This window comes from Flavobacterium sp. W22_SRS_FP1, assembly GCF_052113685.1.
In the GTDB taxonomy this organism is placed as follows: domain Bacteria; phylum Bacteroidota; class Bacteroidia; order Flavobacteriales; family Flavobacteriaceae; genus Flavobacterium.
This window is the reverse complement of the sequence record NZ_JBGQOE010000002.1, coordinates 79,378-96,474: the sequence shown is the minus strand read 5'-3', so window position 1 is coordinate 96,474 and position 17,097 is coordinate 79,378. Positions and strand designations below refer to the sequence as shown.

General features: G+C 32.6%; 14 protein-coding genes and 1 tRNA gene. 4 read left to right on the top strand and 11 right to left on the bottom strand.

Translation table 11 applies throughout. The annotated features are described in order from the left end of the window. Nucleotides 1–414: 414 nt before the first annotated feature. Complete coding sequence (locus ACEN2H_RS01750; protein WP_441729797.1) at nucleotides 415–1,569, bottom strand: hypothetical protein; 1,155 nt, start codon at nucleotides 1,567–1,569, stop codon at nucleotides 415–417. Between the two features lie 557 nt (nucleotides 1,570–2,126). Between ACEN2H_RS01750 and ACEN2H_RS01745 the strand changes: the two genes are divergently transcribed. Continuing rightward, the gene (locus tag ACEN2H_RS01745) at nucleotides 2,127–3,461 is read left to right on the top strand and encodes a GntP family permease (protein WP_441729794.1); all 1,335 of its coding nucleotides are present in this window, start codon (nucleotides 2,127–2,129) and stop codon (nucleotides 3,459–3,461) included. Nucleotides 3,462–3,464: 3 nt separating this feature from the next. Here the strand turns inward: ACEN2H_RS01745 and ACEN2H_RS01740 are convergent, their stop codons facing one another. Beyond that, the gene (locus tag ACEN2H_RS01740; protein ID WP_441730111.1) at nucleotides 3,465–3,563 is read right to left on the bottom strand and encodes a hypothetical protein; all 99 of its coding nucleotides are present in this window, start codon (nucleotides 3,561–3,563) and stop codon (nucleotides 3,465–3,467) included. A 249-nt stretch (nucleotides 3,564–3,812) separates the two neighbouring features. After that, nucleotides 3,813–4,856, bottom strand: coding sequence for a gluconokinase, GntK/IdnK-type (locus tag ACEN2H_RS01735; protein ID WP_441729792.1), 1,044 nt, complete (start codon nucleotides 4,854–4,856; stop codon nucleotides 3,813–3,815). A gap of 299 nt (nucleotides 4,857–5,155) precedes the next feature. Between ACEN2H_RS01735 and ACEN2H_RS01730 the strand changes: the two genes are divergently transcribed. Then, on the top strand, nucleotides 5,156–6,604 hold the full coding sequence (locus ACEN2H_RS01730; RefSeq protein ID WP_441729790.1) for a CotH kinase family protein: 1,449 nt from the start codon (nucleotides 5,156–5,158) through the stop codon (nucleotides 6,602–6,604). Nucleotides 6,605–6,611: 7 nt separating this feature from the next. On the opposite strand, the gene ACEN2H_RS01725 is transcribed toward ACEN2H_RS01730, so the two are convergent. From ACEN2H_RS01725 to ACEN2H_RS01710, 4 genes are all read right to left on the bottom strand, one after another. Next, nucleotides 6,612–7,331 carry a DUF2490 domain-containing protein gene (locus tag ACEN2H_RS01725; protein ID WP_441729788.1) on the bottom strand — a complete coding sequence of 240 codons (720 nt, stop codon included), beginning with the start codon at nucleotides 7,329–7,331 and terminating at the stop codon, nucleotides 6,612–6,614. After that, entirely contained in the window at nucleotides 7,321–7,893 is a 573-nt protein-coding gene (locus ACEN2H_RS01720; protein ID WP_441729785.1) for a DUF4956 domain-containing protein, read from the bottom strand. Before ACEN2H_RS01720 ends, ACEN2H_RS01725 begins: the two co-directional genes overlap by 11 nt. After that, nucleotides 7,886–8,620: a VTC domain-containing protein gene (locus tag ACEN2H_RS01715; protein WP_441729782.1), complete on the bottom strand. Its 735-nt coding sequence runs from the start codon at nucleotides 8,618–8,620 to the stop codon at nucleotides 7,886–7,888. The genes ACEN2H_RS01720 and ACEN2H_RS01715 overlap by 8 nt, the downstream gene beginning before the upstream one ends. Nucleotides 8,621–9,050: 430 nt before the next feature. Further along, nucleotides 9,051–9,122: transfer RNA gene (locus tag ACEN2H_RS01710), tRNA-Arg, on the bottom strand. A 264-nt stretch (nucleotides 9,123–9,386) separates the two neighbouring features. Between ACEN2H_RS01710 and ACEN2H_RS01705 the strand changes: the two genes are divergently transcribed. Beyond that, a complete protein-coding gene (locus ACEN2H_RS01705) occupies nucleotides 9,387–11,477 on the top strand; it encodes a TonB-dependent receptor family protein (RefSeq protein WP_441729780.1) in 2,091 nt (696 codons plus the stop codon). A gap of 24 nt (nucleotides 11,478–11,501) precedes the next feature. Here ACEN2H_RS01705 and ACEN2H_RS01700 read toward each other — a convergent pair whose 3' ends face one another. Then, the gene (locus ACEN2H_RS01700; RefSeq protein WP_441729778.1) at nucleotides 11,502–11,972 is read right to left on the bottom strand and encodes a c-type cytochrome; all 471 of its coding nucleotides are present in this window, start codon (nucleotides 11,970–11,972) and stop codon (nucleotides 11,502–11,504) included. A 1-nt stretch (nucleotide 11,973) separates the two neighbouring features. Continuing rightward, nucleotides 11,974–13,089 carry a PQQ-dependent sugar dehydrogenase gene (locus tag ACEN2H_RS01695; protein ID WP_441729776.1) on the bottom strand — a complete coding sequence of 372 codons (1,116 nt, stop codon included), beginning with the start codon at nucleotides 13,087–13,089 and terminating at the stop codon, nucleotides 11,974–11,976. A 507-nt stretch (nucleotides 13,090–13,596) separates the two neighbouring features. Here ACEN2H_RS01695 and ACEN2H_RS01690 point away from each other — a divergent pair. Further along, nucleotides 13,597–14,016 (top strand): DUF2452 domain-containing protein, encoded by a 420-nt coding sequence (locus tag ACEN2H_RS01690; RefSeq protein WP_441729774.1) that lies wholly within the window; start codon nucleotides 13,597–13,599, stop codon nucleotides 14,014–14,016. Between the two features lie 623 nt (nucleotides 14,017–14,639). Here the strand turns inward: ACEN2H_RS01690 and ACEN2H_RS01685 are convergent. Next, nucleotides 14,640–15,029 carry a putative quinol monooxygenase gene (locus ACEN2H_RS01685; RefSeq protein ID WP_441729771.1) on the bottom strand — a complete coding sequence of 130 codons (390 nt, stop codon included), beginning with the start codon at nucleotides 15,027–15,029 and terminating at the stop codon, nucleotides 14,640–14,642. A gap of 618 nt (nucleotides 15,030–15,647) precedes the next feature. Next, nucleotides 15,648–16,901, bottom strand: coding sequence for a glycoside hydrolase family 71/99-like protein (locus ACEN2H_RS01680; RefSeq protein WP_441729768.1), 1,254 nt, complete (start codon nucleotides 16,899–16,901; stop codon nucleotides 15,648–15,650). Nucleotides 16,902–17,097: the final 196 nt, after the last annotated feature.

Here is a 17,097-nt window from a genome sequence, read left to right as displayed (position 1 = left end):
CATTTTGATCCTGACATTTTATTAGACCCTTTCTATTGGGTTATTATATCTAGGATGATTTATTTTTATTGGAAAAACAATAAAAGTATGATTTTAAAAATATCAATAATAGTAGTTTTTTATGACAGATATCTGTTAATTATAAAGTCAGTTTGCTAATTTAGTATCAAATTCGGCATTATTTAAAATCAAATATAACCATTTATGTCATTGGTAGGATGTTTTAAAAATTTCTGTACTTCCTTGCTCTTTTAATTACCATTATTCAAATCAATTTAGAGTTTTAGTTTTTAATACTGCATTGTTTCTCCGCTAGTAATCGAAATTAAAGATACCTCTTTACGCTTGCTTACTGTCTTAAAAAAACTGAAGTAATATCGCAAGAATTGAAAGCCAAACTCTATTAAAATTAAGCTAATTTACCGTAAATTTTCTGGCCCACATTTTATGTGATTCTTTTGCAATTCCCAACTTAGATTTTGAGTACAGAAGATAGCCTTCAGATTGGTCATTATTTGAATATATTAGAGTTGGATGCCACGTAAAACTTGAAGTTGTGTTAAATGCAATTGCAAAATCTGTAATTAGTTTTGTTGGAGCGGTATTCCAATTGATACCATCATTTGAAGTTCTGATATAGATACCAGATAGTTCTGGCTGCCCTGAAGTAAAGAAGTCTGTGTATGCATTTAAGGTATAAACCATAAAGTATTTTTTAGCTTTCTTATTATAAGTTACGTGAGGAAATATTGCATCAGAGCTACCCATAATGCCGGCAACAATTTGTTTGGGCCGAATAATACTAGTTGTGAAATTATTGGATTCATTTAAAAAGTAACAATGTTCAAAATCAGGGGTACCAGTACTTAGAACATTAAATTTGACCATACAAATATTAACTCCTTTTCCAGTTCTATTATGATCAACAAAGTAGGAATAAACGGCAGTTGAATCTGAATTAAAGGTCAAGGAAGGTTCGCCATACCCGCCATCTGCATATTCGTTATTATAATTTTTGTCGTATAGGTTTGGAATGACAGCCGTTGTACTTTTTGAAAAACTAGTTCCTCCATCGGTTGAAATACATAATCCTATTGACCCGTAAAACCCGGGTACGTTTCCGGGCAAAATGGAACCATCATGCCACTCACCATGGTATAGCCCATAAATTTTGTTGTCCTTCGCTTTTAATATTTGACCTAAGCCAATATAGTTGTAATCTATTGCATTTGTATCTGAATGGTTATCTACAACGGATGGCTTTAAAATAGAAGTAAACGAGGTTATGTTTTTTAAATCCGAGCCTTCTAAAATTACCGTTTCTGTATTTGCTGAAGTAATTAATTTTATGTTTGTAGCAGAATAATTAAGAACCCCAACTGTGATATCATTAAAATAGTTTAGCTCTAAATTTGCCCCAACTTGAAACTCGGGCTCTGTAGATAAAGTCAATTTATATGCAGTAGTTGTTATAATTGGCATTGGATCCTTTGGAGTACTTGTACTATCATCACTACAGCCCAGAAAGGATATACAAATAGATAATATTAGGTAAATTTCATTTTTCATTTTATTGTATATTGCTGTGTTTTACATGGAAATGCGTTTTTTATTCAATTTAAAACAGACGATTCCTTTTGAATTTTTAAAGGAGAATTAAATTTTCACTTTTTACAACTAAATAAAAAAATTAGTTAAAAAATCATTTAATAAATATTATAATGACAAATAGTATACTAATAATAACTCATTTTTCATAAGTATTGAATTAAAGTTTGTTTTAATTAAAGTCAAATATAAACATTTTTCACATTGGGCCATTTTTTTAAGTTTTGAGGCTTATTTGTTTTTATCGTTTCAAATTCTTTGTGAGGTTTTAAAAAGGGAGCTGTACCGCAGGTTTTCTATTAGCTTCTACTAGCAGGTGCTATATATAAAGGGTAATTATTTTTACGTAAAAAGCGTTCTGCTTTAAGTCGATAATAGACACTTTTACCCAAGACAGCCAATTATTTAATAATTATAATATCTTAGCAACACAAAATTCTTATTTTAAACTAAGGATGAATGAATTAGAAGGATGTACGAATCTAAATTTTAAATGAATGTTTTATTAAAATAGACCTATGGTATTGTTTTTAACTTTATTTTTAGTTGTTGTCGCATTGATATTGTTGATTACATTATTAAAAGTCAACCCTTTTATCTCTTTTTTAATCATTGCTATAATAGCGGGACTTGCGCTTGGTATTCCCTTTTCTAAAATTTCAGCAGCCATACAAAAAGGGATGGGAGATATGATGGCCTCCATTTTAATAGTTATCTGTTTGGGAGCCATGATTGGGAAGTTAGTTGCCGAAAGTGGTGCAGCAAAGACTATTTCGGATTGTATAATCCAGCTTTTTGGACGGAACTATGTCCAGTGGGGTATGGTGCTTACGGGCTTTATAATTGGGATTCCGCTGTTTTACAACATTGGTTTTGTGCTAGTGATTCCAATAATTTTTTCTTTGGTCTACCAATATAAAATTTCACCAATGTTAGTTGGACTTCCTATTTTAGCGTCCCTATCAGCGGCGCATGCTTTTTTGCCGCCACACCCGTCCCCCGTTGCATTAATTGCTGTTTTTGAGGCTAATATGGGCAGGACTTTATTCTTGGGAATTCTTTGTGCGATACCTTCCATCATTATTGCAGGGCCTTTGTTTTCGAAAACGATAAAAAATGTTGGAAATAACAACGACGAAACCTTTTATAAACAAGAAGTTATTTCCTCGCAATCTCCTTCGGTCATTATAAGTTTTGTAGCGGCCTTAATGCCAGTAGGAATTATTTCTGTTGCTAATATACTCCCATTTTTCTTTTCGAAAGAATCAGAGTTGGCCAATTTTTGTGCAGCAATTGGGGACCCAACAATTGTTATGATTTTGTCTTTAATTATAAGCAGCTATTTATTAGGTACCCGATTGGGAAAATCAATTCCCGAGTTGATGGGAATTTATGAAAAAGCGATTAAGGAAATAGTCATGATTTTATTAATCATAGGTAGTTCCGGGGCTTTAAAGGAGGTGTTAATACAGAGTGGAGCAGGGGATCAAATTGCTGTTTTCTTCGAACATCTCAACATTCATCCGCTTCTTTTGGCATGGATAATTGCAGCCACTATCCGGGTATGTTTGGGTTCTGCTACGGTTGCAGGATTGACTACTGCAGGAATTGTAGCTCCTATGATGCAACATATTCAGGTTGATCCTAGTTTAATGGTTTTGGCCATTGGCGCAGGAAGTATTATGTTTTCTCATGTGAATGATTCTGGTTTTTGGCTTTTTAAAGAATATTTCAGGCTTTCGATAAAAGATACTTTTCGAACCTGGACCTTGATGGAATCGCTATTATCGGTGGTTGGAATAATTTGTGTGATGACTTTAGATTACATTCTACCAAGCTATAGTTTACAATAAAAATCACAAATTAGCGTATCCATCGATGGTGAAAAATTGTCCTGATGAGGTATCAAAACGTTGAAAAGTATGTGCGCCAAAATAATCTCTTTGAGCTTGAATTAGATTTTCGACTGATTTCTAGGTGTTTAAGCCGTGAGTAAAATTGATAGATTCGCTCAAAAGAGTCATTGTGATACTTGCCTAAATAGCTATGGCTGCAATGGAAGTAAGATCGGGTTTCAATTTTATAATTTAGGGATAATACTTTTTAAGGCAAGAATGTTTTTCGCAACTTTCAAAATCGGAACTAAATCTTACATTGATTCGGATCATATAATACATCCGTTTATCCAGATTCGCCCCGCTTCCTTATTTCGCTGCATAAGTACAGCATGGATTTCCCTTGGTGTCTTGTGCTGCAATCGCACAAAGAACGGGGGCTACAACTTCATAGGCTCCTGCAGGGCCGTTTAGCATAAGTGAAGGCCCATTTAAAGCTCCTTCTTCATCGCCAGAAATCTCACAACCGATAAAATGAATTCCTTTTGCGGCCAAATCATGATTTCTAGTATTGGTATCTTGGTAAAACGAATTGCCGGCATGAATTATGATATCATTTGGAGCTAATAGATCTTTTAATTCTTCAATAATTTGCTCTGATGCCTCTCCTGCCGGAATTATCACAATTATTTTTTTGGGGGTTTGTAAAGAGGCTACAAATTCTTTTAGATCATCGAAAGGTTTTGTGTCTGCTAAGTCTTTGAATTCTGCCTTAAAACCAGCAGCTATATTTTCTTCTGTGCTTGTAATATGTTTATCAAACGTAGAAAGACTAAATCCTTTGGAAATAAAATTTCTAGAGATACTTTTCCCCATGACACCAAGTCCGATTAATCCGATCTCAGACTTATTAAAAATTTCATTTTGGATGTTGGTTAGCATTTTATCGGGATTTTGCATAATAGAAATAGAATAAGCGTTTTGTGGAATTTCTAGAGTTTCGAACTGAGATTTTAATAAGCTAGAAGGTATAAAATGATTTTTTCTAGATTCCATTCGAGATAGAATTTCGGAATAACTGCCTTGCAAAAAAACAAATTTTACGTTATTTGGAACATTGGCACTAAGAATATCTCGGTAGTTTTTTTTTAAACTAGAACAAGCAATAACACAACCTTTTGCGTTTACATTTTCCTGTATCAAATGATTTAATTGCAAAAGCCAATCCTTGCGATCCTCATCGTTTAGTGGTTTTCCACAAGCCATTTTTTCAATATTTTCTTTTGAATGAAAATCATCCCCATCAAAAAACGGTAACTGGTTTTTTTTAGCTAATAGTTTTCCAATGGTGGTTTTTCCAGATCCAGAAACCCCCATAATAATTATGGCCTTGTTTTTATTTATTGCATTCATTCTAGTTAGCGATTTTTTTGGTTTTCCCTTAACATAGTGGTTTTCTAGGCACATAGGTCGAAGTAAATGTATTGCAATTTTGTTGTTCTTCAAAGCAGTTGATAAAATGGGAGAACTGAACTATTTTGAAAAACTTCAAGTCATTAATTATTTGTAAAAATGTTTTGAATAAAAGAATTTTTCTTACGTTTATTTCTTAAAATCACCTAGTTTATTTCAAAAAAAGACTAAAAAACAGATTATTTGGTAATTTTTATTATTTTTATAAATCTAAATAGTATTATTTTATTACATTCAACATGATAAGAGCCAAACAAATTATTCCGTTTTTTATTCTTTTTTTAGTATTAGGTTGTTCGAAAGATGAATCTATTTCAAATGTTGATGAAGTTGCAAATTTTGCCGTGGAAATTGGTAATAGTGAGATCCCTTACATACAAATTACAAGTCCGAATCAAATTCTAAATGAGCCGAAGGTTGCAGCTGAGATGAAGATTTTTACGAATAAAAAATTAGTAATTAAAACTCCAATCGGCATAGAATATAGAGGTTCAACATCATATAGAATCTCAGATAAAAAATCATTTGGAGTTGAAACTCATGATGCTAGTGGCAAAGATATTGACTTAAGTATTCTTGGATTTCCAGCAGAGGAAGATTGGATTTTAATGGGAGACGTAATTAGTAATAACTTAATTTTTGATCCCACTTTGATGCATCATTATGTAGGATATGAATTATTCCGAAAAATGGGTAATTATTCCAGCCGTTCTAAATTTGTAGAACTTGAAATAAACGGCGTTTATTTAGGGATTTATGTATTAATGGAAAAATTAAAACATGGCCCAGACCGTATTAATGTAGAAACTCTTTTGGCATCAGATACAGATAACACAAGGATTACTGGTGGTTATATTTTGAAAATTGACAAAACTTCTGGAGGGGATGTTTTAGGAACACACCCTTTAGATTATTATTTAAACAATTGGGATGATGATGCCCGTTATACAGAGCTAAATAGTTTTAGATCTGATTTCGACATTAATAAAAACCTAATTTCTTGGCCCGCTTATGGACTTCCTTATCATTCTAATAAATATTTAGAAACGTATTTTGTCTATGATTATCCCAGTGCTGATAAAATTAATACGGCTCAAAAAAGTTATATTCAAAAATACATAAAAGAATTTGAAACAGCTTTGATCAATGACAATTTTGCGAACGATACCAGAACTTATACTAATTATATTGATCTAAGAAGTTTTGCGGATTTTTTTATAATTAATGAAGTTTGTGGCAATGTTGATGGGTATCGTTTGAGTACTTATATGTCAAAAGCGAGAGGGCAAAAATTAAAAATGGGTCCAATCTGGGATTTAAACATTGGCTATAATACTAACGTAGGAAATAGCGTTCCTTATGACGATTGGATTATGAACTATAATAATTATCATCCTGGAGATGCTTGGATGGTGCCTTTTTGGTGGAAACGATTGATGGAAGATCCAAAATTTAAAGCGGAATTAAAAAACCGTTGGATAGCATTAAGGGCAGATGTTTTGAGTACGCCTAATGTATTAAGCTTGACAAGTAATACTGCTTCATTTTTGAATGCTAATAACGCTATCGGCAGAAATTTTACTAAATGGAATGGAATTGATTTTGATTACAATAATGGTGTAAATGATATGAAAACATACCTTAGTAACCGATTGCAATGGATGGATTCTCAGATTTTAGCCTTTTAATGAACTTTTATTTTTTAATTAAATAATGGCCCTGTGATTTTTTTAGTTTGAGCTTATAATCTAGGTTAACGCCGACTACCTGATACAGTCGATTATAAGTTGCTTTTGCATAATCTGGGCGGTACATATAATAAAGATTTAATTTTGTACGATTGGCGATACTTAGTTTTAAGCCAAGTGTATTTCTCCAATTGTCAACAAAATGGACGCCATTAAATTTCATTACGGGTTCTGTTGCCCCATAAACACTTATAAAATCAGATATTTCATAGTCAATTTTGAGCCTAGTGCGCCAGAAGCCAATTCTTTGGTCTTCCTTAAGGACATCATTGAAATCTTGTAATTTATTTTGGATTAAAACACGTAAGCCAAAATCAAATTTAGAAATATTTTTGGTTGCTTCGGCACCAAAAGTAACTCTATGATAAACACCTTTTTGTTTAAAAGCAGCTCGATAATCTGTCAATAAATCTAAGTTTTTGGATATTTTTTTACTTCCACCTAAGCTTAAATACGATGCATTGTAGGTATTAATTCCATTAATAAATCGGGCCTGATAGTCTGTTTGTACTTCCCAACCATTTGGTAAATCCACTTTTAATGTAGACCCAAACCAGTCTTGAAAATCGTTTGGATGTGATTTGGATGTTTGTGAAAAAACATTAGAAGCAGTTAAAATTAATAGTAGAACTGAAGTAAACAATTGGATTTTGAACTTATTTTTCATAATAATATACTGTAATGCTACACGAATCTTTTAAAAAATCCACTGAATCAATTTTTAATCGATGAATGTTTAACCCCGTTCGTTGTTTTAATTCTGCAACAAAATCTTCTTTTTGTTCTGGCTTTATTAGGGCAATACTATCATAAAAAATAGTTTTTGAAGATTCTCTTGAAAATAGCCAACTACTTTCTAATAAAAACACAAGGGTAATAATGGTAAAACATAACAACTCTAATTCAATATAACTTTTGGACCCCACAGCTGTAAGTAATCCTATGGCAATACTTATAAAAAGGTAGGTCATATCTTTTGCACAAATACCTTCGGTTCGGTATCGCAAAATTGAAAATACAGCAAATAATCCAAAACCTGCCCCTGTACTAATCTCTACTGTATTAAGGAGATAAGAAACGAAAAAAATGATAGTGTTAAATCCGAAAAAGGTTAAAAATAATTCATTTTTCCCATAGTTTTTATAATATATAAACCGAAATAAAATGATTACCGTAACTAAATTAATCAGGTATTTATAGACCAAAGAGAAATCAATTAATTCACCCATTATTATTTATTTTTATTATTTTATTGTAGTTGTGTTTAAAATTATTATGTTTAATTCGACTATTTAAAGTAACCAAACCTAAGCAATATTTGCTTAGTGATCCTTGACGAATAGTATGTTTTTTCATAATACGACAAAATTCAATATCAGTAGTTTTTTCTGTTTTTACTTCTGCAATTACAATGTTTTTATATATAGCGGTTGCGTTATCGTTGGAAAATAGAAGATTATAATCTAGGGTTACTTTCTCTAGTTTTGTTTTATGAAGAAGGGTAATACGACCGTATTCTAAACTCAAGGTTTTCAACAAATCGGAAACAGATAGGCCGGAATTGTTCAAAACAAATTTTTCAGCTTCGAGAATCGAATTCGATTCTAATCGACATTTTATGGTCTTACCTTTATTGGTTTTATTTTTTATTTCTATAAATTTATGCCCGCTGTTGACATACAATCGTTCTCTAATTTTGTTTCGATTTCCTTTTCCGTTGTGGTGATTTTTATATAAATCCAAATATTTCGTGTCGTAGTAAGCTGTTTTATAATTAAAAAACAAATCGTTTTCTATTTTTAGAATTTGATAATGTAGTAAGCAATCCGCCAATATGTCGTTGATTCGTAAGGTTGTTATAACAAATTTTTTGTCCTCTCTTTCCATCAAAGGCGCTTTGATTTGCAAGTCCATCAAAGATATCGTGTCAAACTTATTTAATAAATCTAAATTCAAAGCTTAGGGTTTAAGTTGCTAAAAATATAAAATATATTATAATATTTGTTTCCTAAGTTTATGCAATATTGGAATTTTATGGAAAATGTAGCGTTGGATATGTGACGCTGTAGGGTTTTTACTAAAAACGAATAAAAAACATATTTTGAGCTTAAAAAAACAACAGTAAAAACATTGACATAACACATAAAATATTTTAAAATAAGCTGGGTAAAACAAGATTAGTTGTCACTCGAATCTTAAAAAAATTTGAAAATGAAGGACCAGTTCAGCTTTTGTAGAGGTGTAATCTCAGTGAAATAAAACTGCTTCTGTTTAAAATTTATCATCAAAATAAAAAGTAGCGAATAATGAGCTAGCAAGCCGGAGATTATCAGCTCACGAAAAAAAGACCTCAGATATGGTATTCTTTTTTGTGTTTTTAAAAAAGTAGCCCCGCCGGGGATCGAACCCGGATCAAAAGTTTAGGAAACTCCCATTCTATCCGTTGAACTACAGGGCTGGAAACTAAAAAAGAGTATTATTTTTTATAGCTGTACAAATAATCTCATCCAGATTAGAAAATGGGGTAACTAGCTGACATAAAATTGACCTCCTCCTAATCTTTCCTGTCTTTTTGAGATTGCGAAGATATCACATTTACTTTAATTTTAAGAATGAAGGCACAGCTAATTCCATCCGTTTTTAACAACACTTCGGTTTTGTGGCGGACAATTAAAAGGCTAATTTTATAAACAATTTTAGTTTCTCATTTAATTCTAAGTCCTTGAATACAAAAGTACAGTCTGTTTTTTTTATTTTTATAGTGCAATTTCACTTTTTTCCTGTTTTCGGACAAGTAAAAAAAGATACTACCTCGCTTTCTGAAATAGTTATAATGGCGTCCCCAATCCGGATATCACTTCAAAATTCAGCTTCTTCTGTGGCGGTAATTCAAAGAAAGGACATCGAAAAAAGTGATGGTGTAATCCTTACTTCGGTCTTAAATAAAATACCAGGAGTTAACATGCAACAAGGAAGTTTAAATACGAATCGAATTAGTATCCGCGGAATTGGTGCTCGGTCTCAATATGGAACTAGCCGGATTAAAGCTTACTTTGAAGATATTCCTTTAACTAGCGGCGAAGGAGATACGACCATTGAGGATATCGATTTAGAAACTATTGGCGGAATCGAAATTAGCAAAGGGCCCAACAATACTAGTTTTGGCTCGGGATTAGGCGGTGTGATTCATTTGTTCGCCCGTGACACTCCTAAAAAAGAAACTTTTGGAAAATCTGTGACTAATTACGGCAGTTACGGTTTGATCAAACAAAGCCTGGGAGCTGGTTTTAGTGATGCTAATTCGAATCTGTTTTCGAATTATACACATTTACAAATTGAGGGTTTTAGGGCCAATAGTTCTTATGATCGCAAGTCGGTTAATGTGCATGCGAAACAAAAAGTAGGGGAGAAAGGGAGTTTGACTTTTCTGGGAATCTTTACACGCCTGAAAGCATTTATTCCGAGTTCTATAAATGAGAACGATTATAGAAACCATCCCGAAAAGGCAGCTGCAAGTTGGGCCGCTGCGCAAGGATATGAGTCTTACGATAAATCGCTTTTAGGGATTGGGTATAAGCATTCTTTTTCAGAGAATTGGTCTTTTAAGACTAGTGTTTTTTCTAATTTTAAAAAAGCGTATGAACCAAGACCTTTTGATGTTTTGGACGAAAAAATAAATTCTATAGGTTTTCGTTCTACCCTAAATTATAAAACCAAATTATTTTCAATGCCCTTTGAGGCGAGTGTCGGAACCGAAATGTTAAGGGAGCGCTATACGTTTTCCCTTTTCGAAAACTTATATTTATCCCAGCCTGGTCAGGGAAGCCTTGCTGGACGCGAATTTAGTAAGATGAAACAAAATCGGAATTATAGTAATTATTTTTTAGAAGTGAATCTGGAGTTATTGAAAGACCTTCATTTAGAAAGCGGCTTGGCATTGAACACTACAAAATATACGCTGCGAGATGTTTTGCCCGAAAATGGGAATCAAGCAGAACAAGGCTATACCTTTGGAAAAATTTGGTCACCAAGACTTGGACTTTCCTATCAGCTAAGTCCAAGAAAAAATGTATTTTCTTCTATTAGTAAAGGATTTTCAACGCCTTTGGTAGCCGAAACGCTCACTCCCGAAGGACAAATCAATACTGATTTAAAACCAGAAGAGGGGTTTAATTATGAATTGGGTTTTAAAGGATATTGGTTAGATTCAAAACTATATAGTGAACTTGTGTTTTATAGCACACAGATCAGCAATTTATTAGTTGCGAGACGTACGGCCGAAGATCAGTTTGTAGGGATTAATGGGGGACGAAGTTCGCATCGGGGAATTGAATTCACCGTAAATTATGAAATTTTAAAAACTTCCCAATTTGAAATAGGTACTTATTTTGCGGGTTCCTTTAATGATTTTAGATTTAAAGATTTTGTTGATAATGGAATTGATTATTCCAATATCCGCCTTACAGGAGTTCCCAACAAACAATGGAATATTGGGATTGACCTGAAAACAGCTAACGGGTTTACTTTAAATACTAGTTTTATGAGTATGGGAAAAATCCCAATGAATGATTCAAATACAAAATTTAGCGAAAGCTATGCTCTTTTGGATTTCAAAGCAGCCTATAGTTTTACAATTCTGCAATTTTTAAAAGCAACAGTAAGCAGCGGAATCAATAATGTGTTAGATCGCAAATATGCGGCTAGTATTTTGCCTAATGCAGTCGGTTTTGGCACTGCAGCGCCACGGTATTATTATCCAGGAAATCCAATCCAATTTTATGGAGGGATTTCCGTTTCCTATGTTTTTGAATAAAAAATTAATTAAGAATTAGTCTTCTCATTGCTTTACGGCTTGAACTTGCTCCAGACTAATCATTTTAGAATTTTTGTTGCTCCAAGAGTTTCTAATATAATTCATTACATCTGCCACTTCCTGATTTGATAAACCCATTGGAGGCATTCTACCATTGAATTTTTTTCCGTTTACAATAATTGCGCCCGTTTGTCCAAATTTCACAGCATGAATGCTTTGGGTTTCTTTTTTGGTGAGCCAATCTGAGCCGTCAAGAGGAGGGAAGCTGTTAGAGTCACCTTTTCCGTTTACAAGGTGGCATTGCATGCAGAAATCAGCATAGATTTCCTTGCCTTCGGCAATGCTTTTTTCTAAGGGCGTCTTTTCTTGTGTGACTTTGGCAACCGCTAGATAATCACTTTCTTGATCTGAAGTAAAAGCCTGAGTCTGATTAGAAAAATAGAATCCACCCGAAAGTAAAATCGCTAGTCCTAAAGTTAGTTTGATTGTTATCATATTAATTCGGGATAATTTTAAGAATTCCTTTTCCTTCGACAGCTATGTAAATATAGCCATCTGGGCCTTGAGCTACGTTTCTTAAACGACCAATGTCAGTGGCAATTTTTTGTCTTCCGATGATTTCATTTCCTTTTAATTTTACTAATTCTAAGTACTGAAACTTCAAGGAACCTACAAGCAAATGCCCTTTCCAATCAGGGTAGCGATCGCTGGTTACAAAAGCCATTCCACTTGGTGCGATCGAGGGAAGCCAATAGTAAATAGGGTCTTCAATTCCTGGTTTTTCTTGTATTTTGCTTATGATGGTGTTGTCATAATCGATTCCGTAGGTTACAACTGGCCAACCGTAATTAGCGGCTTTTTTTATGATGTTGATTTCATCTCCACCCTTTGGCCCATGTTCGTGTTCCCAAATGTCTCCCGTAACAGGATGTAGAGCTAATCCCTGTGGATTTCTATTTCCATAGGTATATATAGCTTCTTTTGCATTTTCTTGGCCCACAAAAGGATTGTCTTTGGGAATACTTCCGTCGTCGTTCAAACGGTATATTTTTCCGTTATCACGAGTAATGTCTTGTGGGTTTACAAAATGGTTTCCTCTTTCTCCTGCTGAAAAATAAAGAAAGCCCGCTTTGTCAAAGACGATTCTGGAACCAAAATGTTGGCCTTTGGTAGTATTGGGCCCTGCTTTGTATAAGGATTCAATCTGTGTCAAAGCTCCGTCTAGCAGTTTCGCACGAATAAGTTTCGTATTGCCGCCTTCCCCTTCGCCCTCAGTAGAGGCGTAAGTAATATAAATCCAGCCATTTTTAGCATAGTCAGGGTGCAGGGCAATATCTAGTAAGCCTCCTTGACCCCTATTGTATACGGAGGGAACATTTTTTATTTCCGTTTTTGTTCCGTTTTTTATTTGATACAGGATCCCACTTTTTTCGGTAACTAACATGCTACCGTCAGGTAACCAAGTCATACCCCAAGGTCCTGGGATATCTGAAGCTACTGTTTCAAAAGTATAATTTTTCACTTCGTCTTGGATGGTAATATCGTTTGGTTTTTCTTGTGCTTTACAGCTAATAAAAATAAATAAAAGTAGTAATGGTGTAATTCTGCTCATGATTTTGCTATTTTTAATCGCGTTTAAATAAATCCTAGTTCTCGAAGATAGTGAAAGAAGACCAGCTAAACAAGGAGTTTTGGAAAGTCAAAGAGAATGGTTTGCTAAATCTAATTTCAATTTTCGCGTAAAAACAGAAAAGCGAACAGGTTTTTGAGGAGACATATCTGCGCTATCTTTCTAATAAAAGCTTTAAGCGCTAAAAAATAGTCGCCTTGTTATGAAACAACATGAAAATAGGTTCAAGTTTTAAAACAATTGGTTAAAACAAGAATTTTATAGTCCTATTCGTTTTAAATTGTGCCGGTGGTCTATGGTTTTTTTGTTTACCTTTGCGTGATTATTATTAAACAAAATGTTTTGTTATTTTAAAATATATTGGTTGAAGTCTAGGTGTAGACTTCTGATTAAAACAAAATATCGGTTGGCATTGAAATAAGCCGAACTAATTGTTGCTTACATATAGCTCGCAAACAATTTGAAATATTAAATTAAAAAAAAAGTTACATGAAAAGTAAAGTACCTGACAATGTCGTTTATTCAGTTGAAGAAGGATTTAATGCCAATATATTGCCCTACGCTACAAATGTAGGTGCTCCAGTAATTAGAGTGGATGATGTTGTTTCTTGGAAAAGTAGGGGCATTGATAATGTGAACAAAGAGCTTGGAAATAAATTTAACGAATTGAGAATTCAATATCAAAAGTTGATGGAAGAGTACGAATGGAATGAGGTAGTATATAGCGCTAAATTTTCATTTGAACCAGTTATTGGGGAAATCTACCATTTATATAGAGATGCTAATGGAGTAAATTTTCTTTCTTTGATAGGCCCACAAGAATGGAACAAGGAACATATTGGTACATTTAAACTCAATAGTGATAAAAAATGGATACTACTGACTGCAAAAAAATCTGAGATATACTAAATTGAAATTGCGGAGATATTACATTAATGAATTACAAGAAACGTATTCTGATGTATTTTCTACGATTGTATCTTAGGTCAAAATACAAACCATAAACAGTCAATGAATTACACATATATACAAATTTATTCCACATAATAATGTTTTAACCTAAAGGTAAGTAATTTTAGAAGAAGTAAAAGGACTTAGGCCGTTAAAGTTAGGTTAAGCTAAATGGGATAAGTCCTTGATGTGAAAAAGAGAAGCACATAATTGCATCAAGAATCGATCCTCAATTAATATTTTTTTAACCTTTATGTAAGCTGTTTTAAAATCCCTGTGTAAGCTTTTCGCTCCAAATAGTCGGTTCATTATCATAAATAGCGATATATGAAATTTCATTTGCTGCTGTTGAGCTATGCCAATGTTCAGTGTCCTTAAAACATTTAATTACATCGCCTTTTTTAATAAAACAGCATGAAGTACTGATTTCACTATGGCTTAAAAACAAAAAAGACCTTACATTGCTGTAAAGTCTTTTTAAAAAGCTCCCTTGTTGAAAGAAGTTGCAGCTACAGTGTGATTATTGCGTGTGTAACTATCAGTAAATCAAACAAGTGATTTGTTGCGAGTAGTCAATTAAATTAATAATCATCTTTTTGTACCCTTGCTAGTAATTCAGTATCAATTAACTCTAAAGACAATACCATATCTTTTACTGTTTCTTTATATTTCTTAAAGTGGGGCGTTTCAACATGCGATTGATAGGCTTTGAGATTTGCGTATACTTCAAATATAGTGATGGAGTTCGCGTCTTTTTTATCCACTAGCACAGTATAAGATAATACCTCTGGCTCCAGTTTTATTGCGGCATTCATCTGCTCTTTTAAAGCAATTTGGTAGTGCTCTAATTGATTCGTATCGACTTTTATTTTTGCAATTCGGTACATCCTAGTGTTGACTTGTGCAGTAGCAGTTAAACAAATACAATTGAATATACTCAAAAACACGGTAGTTAGTAAGATTGGTTTCATCTTAAAAAAGGTTAGACTACAAAAGTAATATCTTTTTTCATTAGAAATCTTCTTGTTTTTCTATTCTTTCCTGCAATAAATAGAATTTTGAAATTGTCTGTTGTCATAACTTTTTGTTTTAGTCAGACATGTAATTGGTTACGTATAAAAAAAGTGATGCCTTTTAGAAAAAGAGATGATGCCTAATATGTTGCCTTTTTATCTAAAATAAGTTGTCAAAGTTGTCAAATTACAAATCTTCCCTTTTTTAATAAAACAGAATGAAGTACTGATTTCATTACAGCTTAAAAACAAAAAAGACCTTAAATTTCTGTAAAGTCTTTTTAAAAAGCTCCCCTTTCTTGAGAGAAGCTGTATATAGTACTGTTTTTGAATGTCTAATTATAAAAAAATTACCGCTTTAACTATTTGGTTGTTTTAAAATAAATATTTTTGAAACTTTTGAATATTTTATCATAATTTACACACCCTTTCAATGGAAAAGTAAGATTTAAATTAAAGGCTGACAGCTATAATAATAAAAAACATTTGGATGAAAAAGCAGTAGATAACGAAGTTAAATTGCTAATTAAATTAAGGGTATCATAAAACTTGTGCTGTATATCCTGCAACAAATTTCTAATTATAGTATTTGTTAATCAATGCTTCAGCCTCATTAACTTTAAGAGTAATTAAATAATTAAATATTTCTTTTGTTTGGGAATCTGAAACGGTTGATTTAAATTTAGTTTTTAGTAAATAGTATTTATAAATTAATTCAAGTTCTTTAATTGAGTATTGTACGCCAGTAAATTTTTGAAGTTCATTCAAAAAAGAGAATCCAAATTCAACGGTGGGCTCCATCATCGTACCTTCCCCAAAATCATTGAATGTTTGAACCTGAACTACATTAGTATTTAATTTCTTCGTTAAATCAAGGCGGTTTCTTAATGTTGAAACACTTAAATCAATCTCCCAGTTTAGATGGTTATTAGTCCAGCCGCCTTCAATATAATAATCTTTAAACCCAGGATAAGCACCACTAATTTTACTTCCAGTATAATTTATATCCCAATTAGATTGTCCAAAAGAATCACTTGAGTTTACCCAAAAATATTCACCAGGAGACGGTTTAATGTCTAACAAAGTATCACTATTAGTTAAGTATTGTAAAAAATACATTTTAGGAGAAATAGCAGATGAGCTAAATATCGAATTCCATTCATTACCGGTAAAATTATTTCCGAAGGCTAAAAAAACAGTTTGGTTATTAATCTTTAGATAATTTGTCTCGTTGAAATAATTATTTTTTAAAAATTTCAAATCATCAATAGCAGCTAAAGTTTTTTTTTGACCTGTAACATTTTCTACATTCGAAGTAATATACGGTTCATAAACAATTCCGAAATCAATCCCTACTTCCTTGGTTCTTTTTATTAATTGGTCACTATTGTCAAAATTTATTTTATAGTCATATATATTGTGAGTGCCATACCAATCAATTACAACAGCATCAACTCCAGAATATTTCATTAATAATAAATGGTATTCAATAACAGCAGAATCTCCAGAATGGTACGGACCTATTATAGGGTAATAAAAAGAAGCTATTTGTCTTTTTCCCGTTGTACTGTTAATTAAATTAGGATCAGCTTTAGCCATTGTCCAATGTAATCCCCATTCTCCATTATTACTGTCATTTGTTTCAAACCAAGGCATATAATGCATCAAGACTTTTGTTGGATTATTTTTTATCACATTCAAAGCAGTCGGGCTCGGCGCAGGAATATTTGGTGCATTTAAGTTATTATTTCCTTGATTTTCAACTAAATTATTTTCACTTGAACAGGATATTATACAAATTATAAAGCTAAGTAGTGCAATTTTTCTCATTGTTTTATTTAATAAAATGATTTATAAATATAAGTAAAAAATTGAATCTATAAATTACCAATATTTAGTGATATTACAATTTATTTATTTCTTCCCTTTCAACTGCATTTTTCGATATTTATAAATTTGGAAAGATTCATTTAGTTTTGGTTTAAATTAGTATGTAATTTATACTCAAATTTGAACTCATAAACGA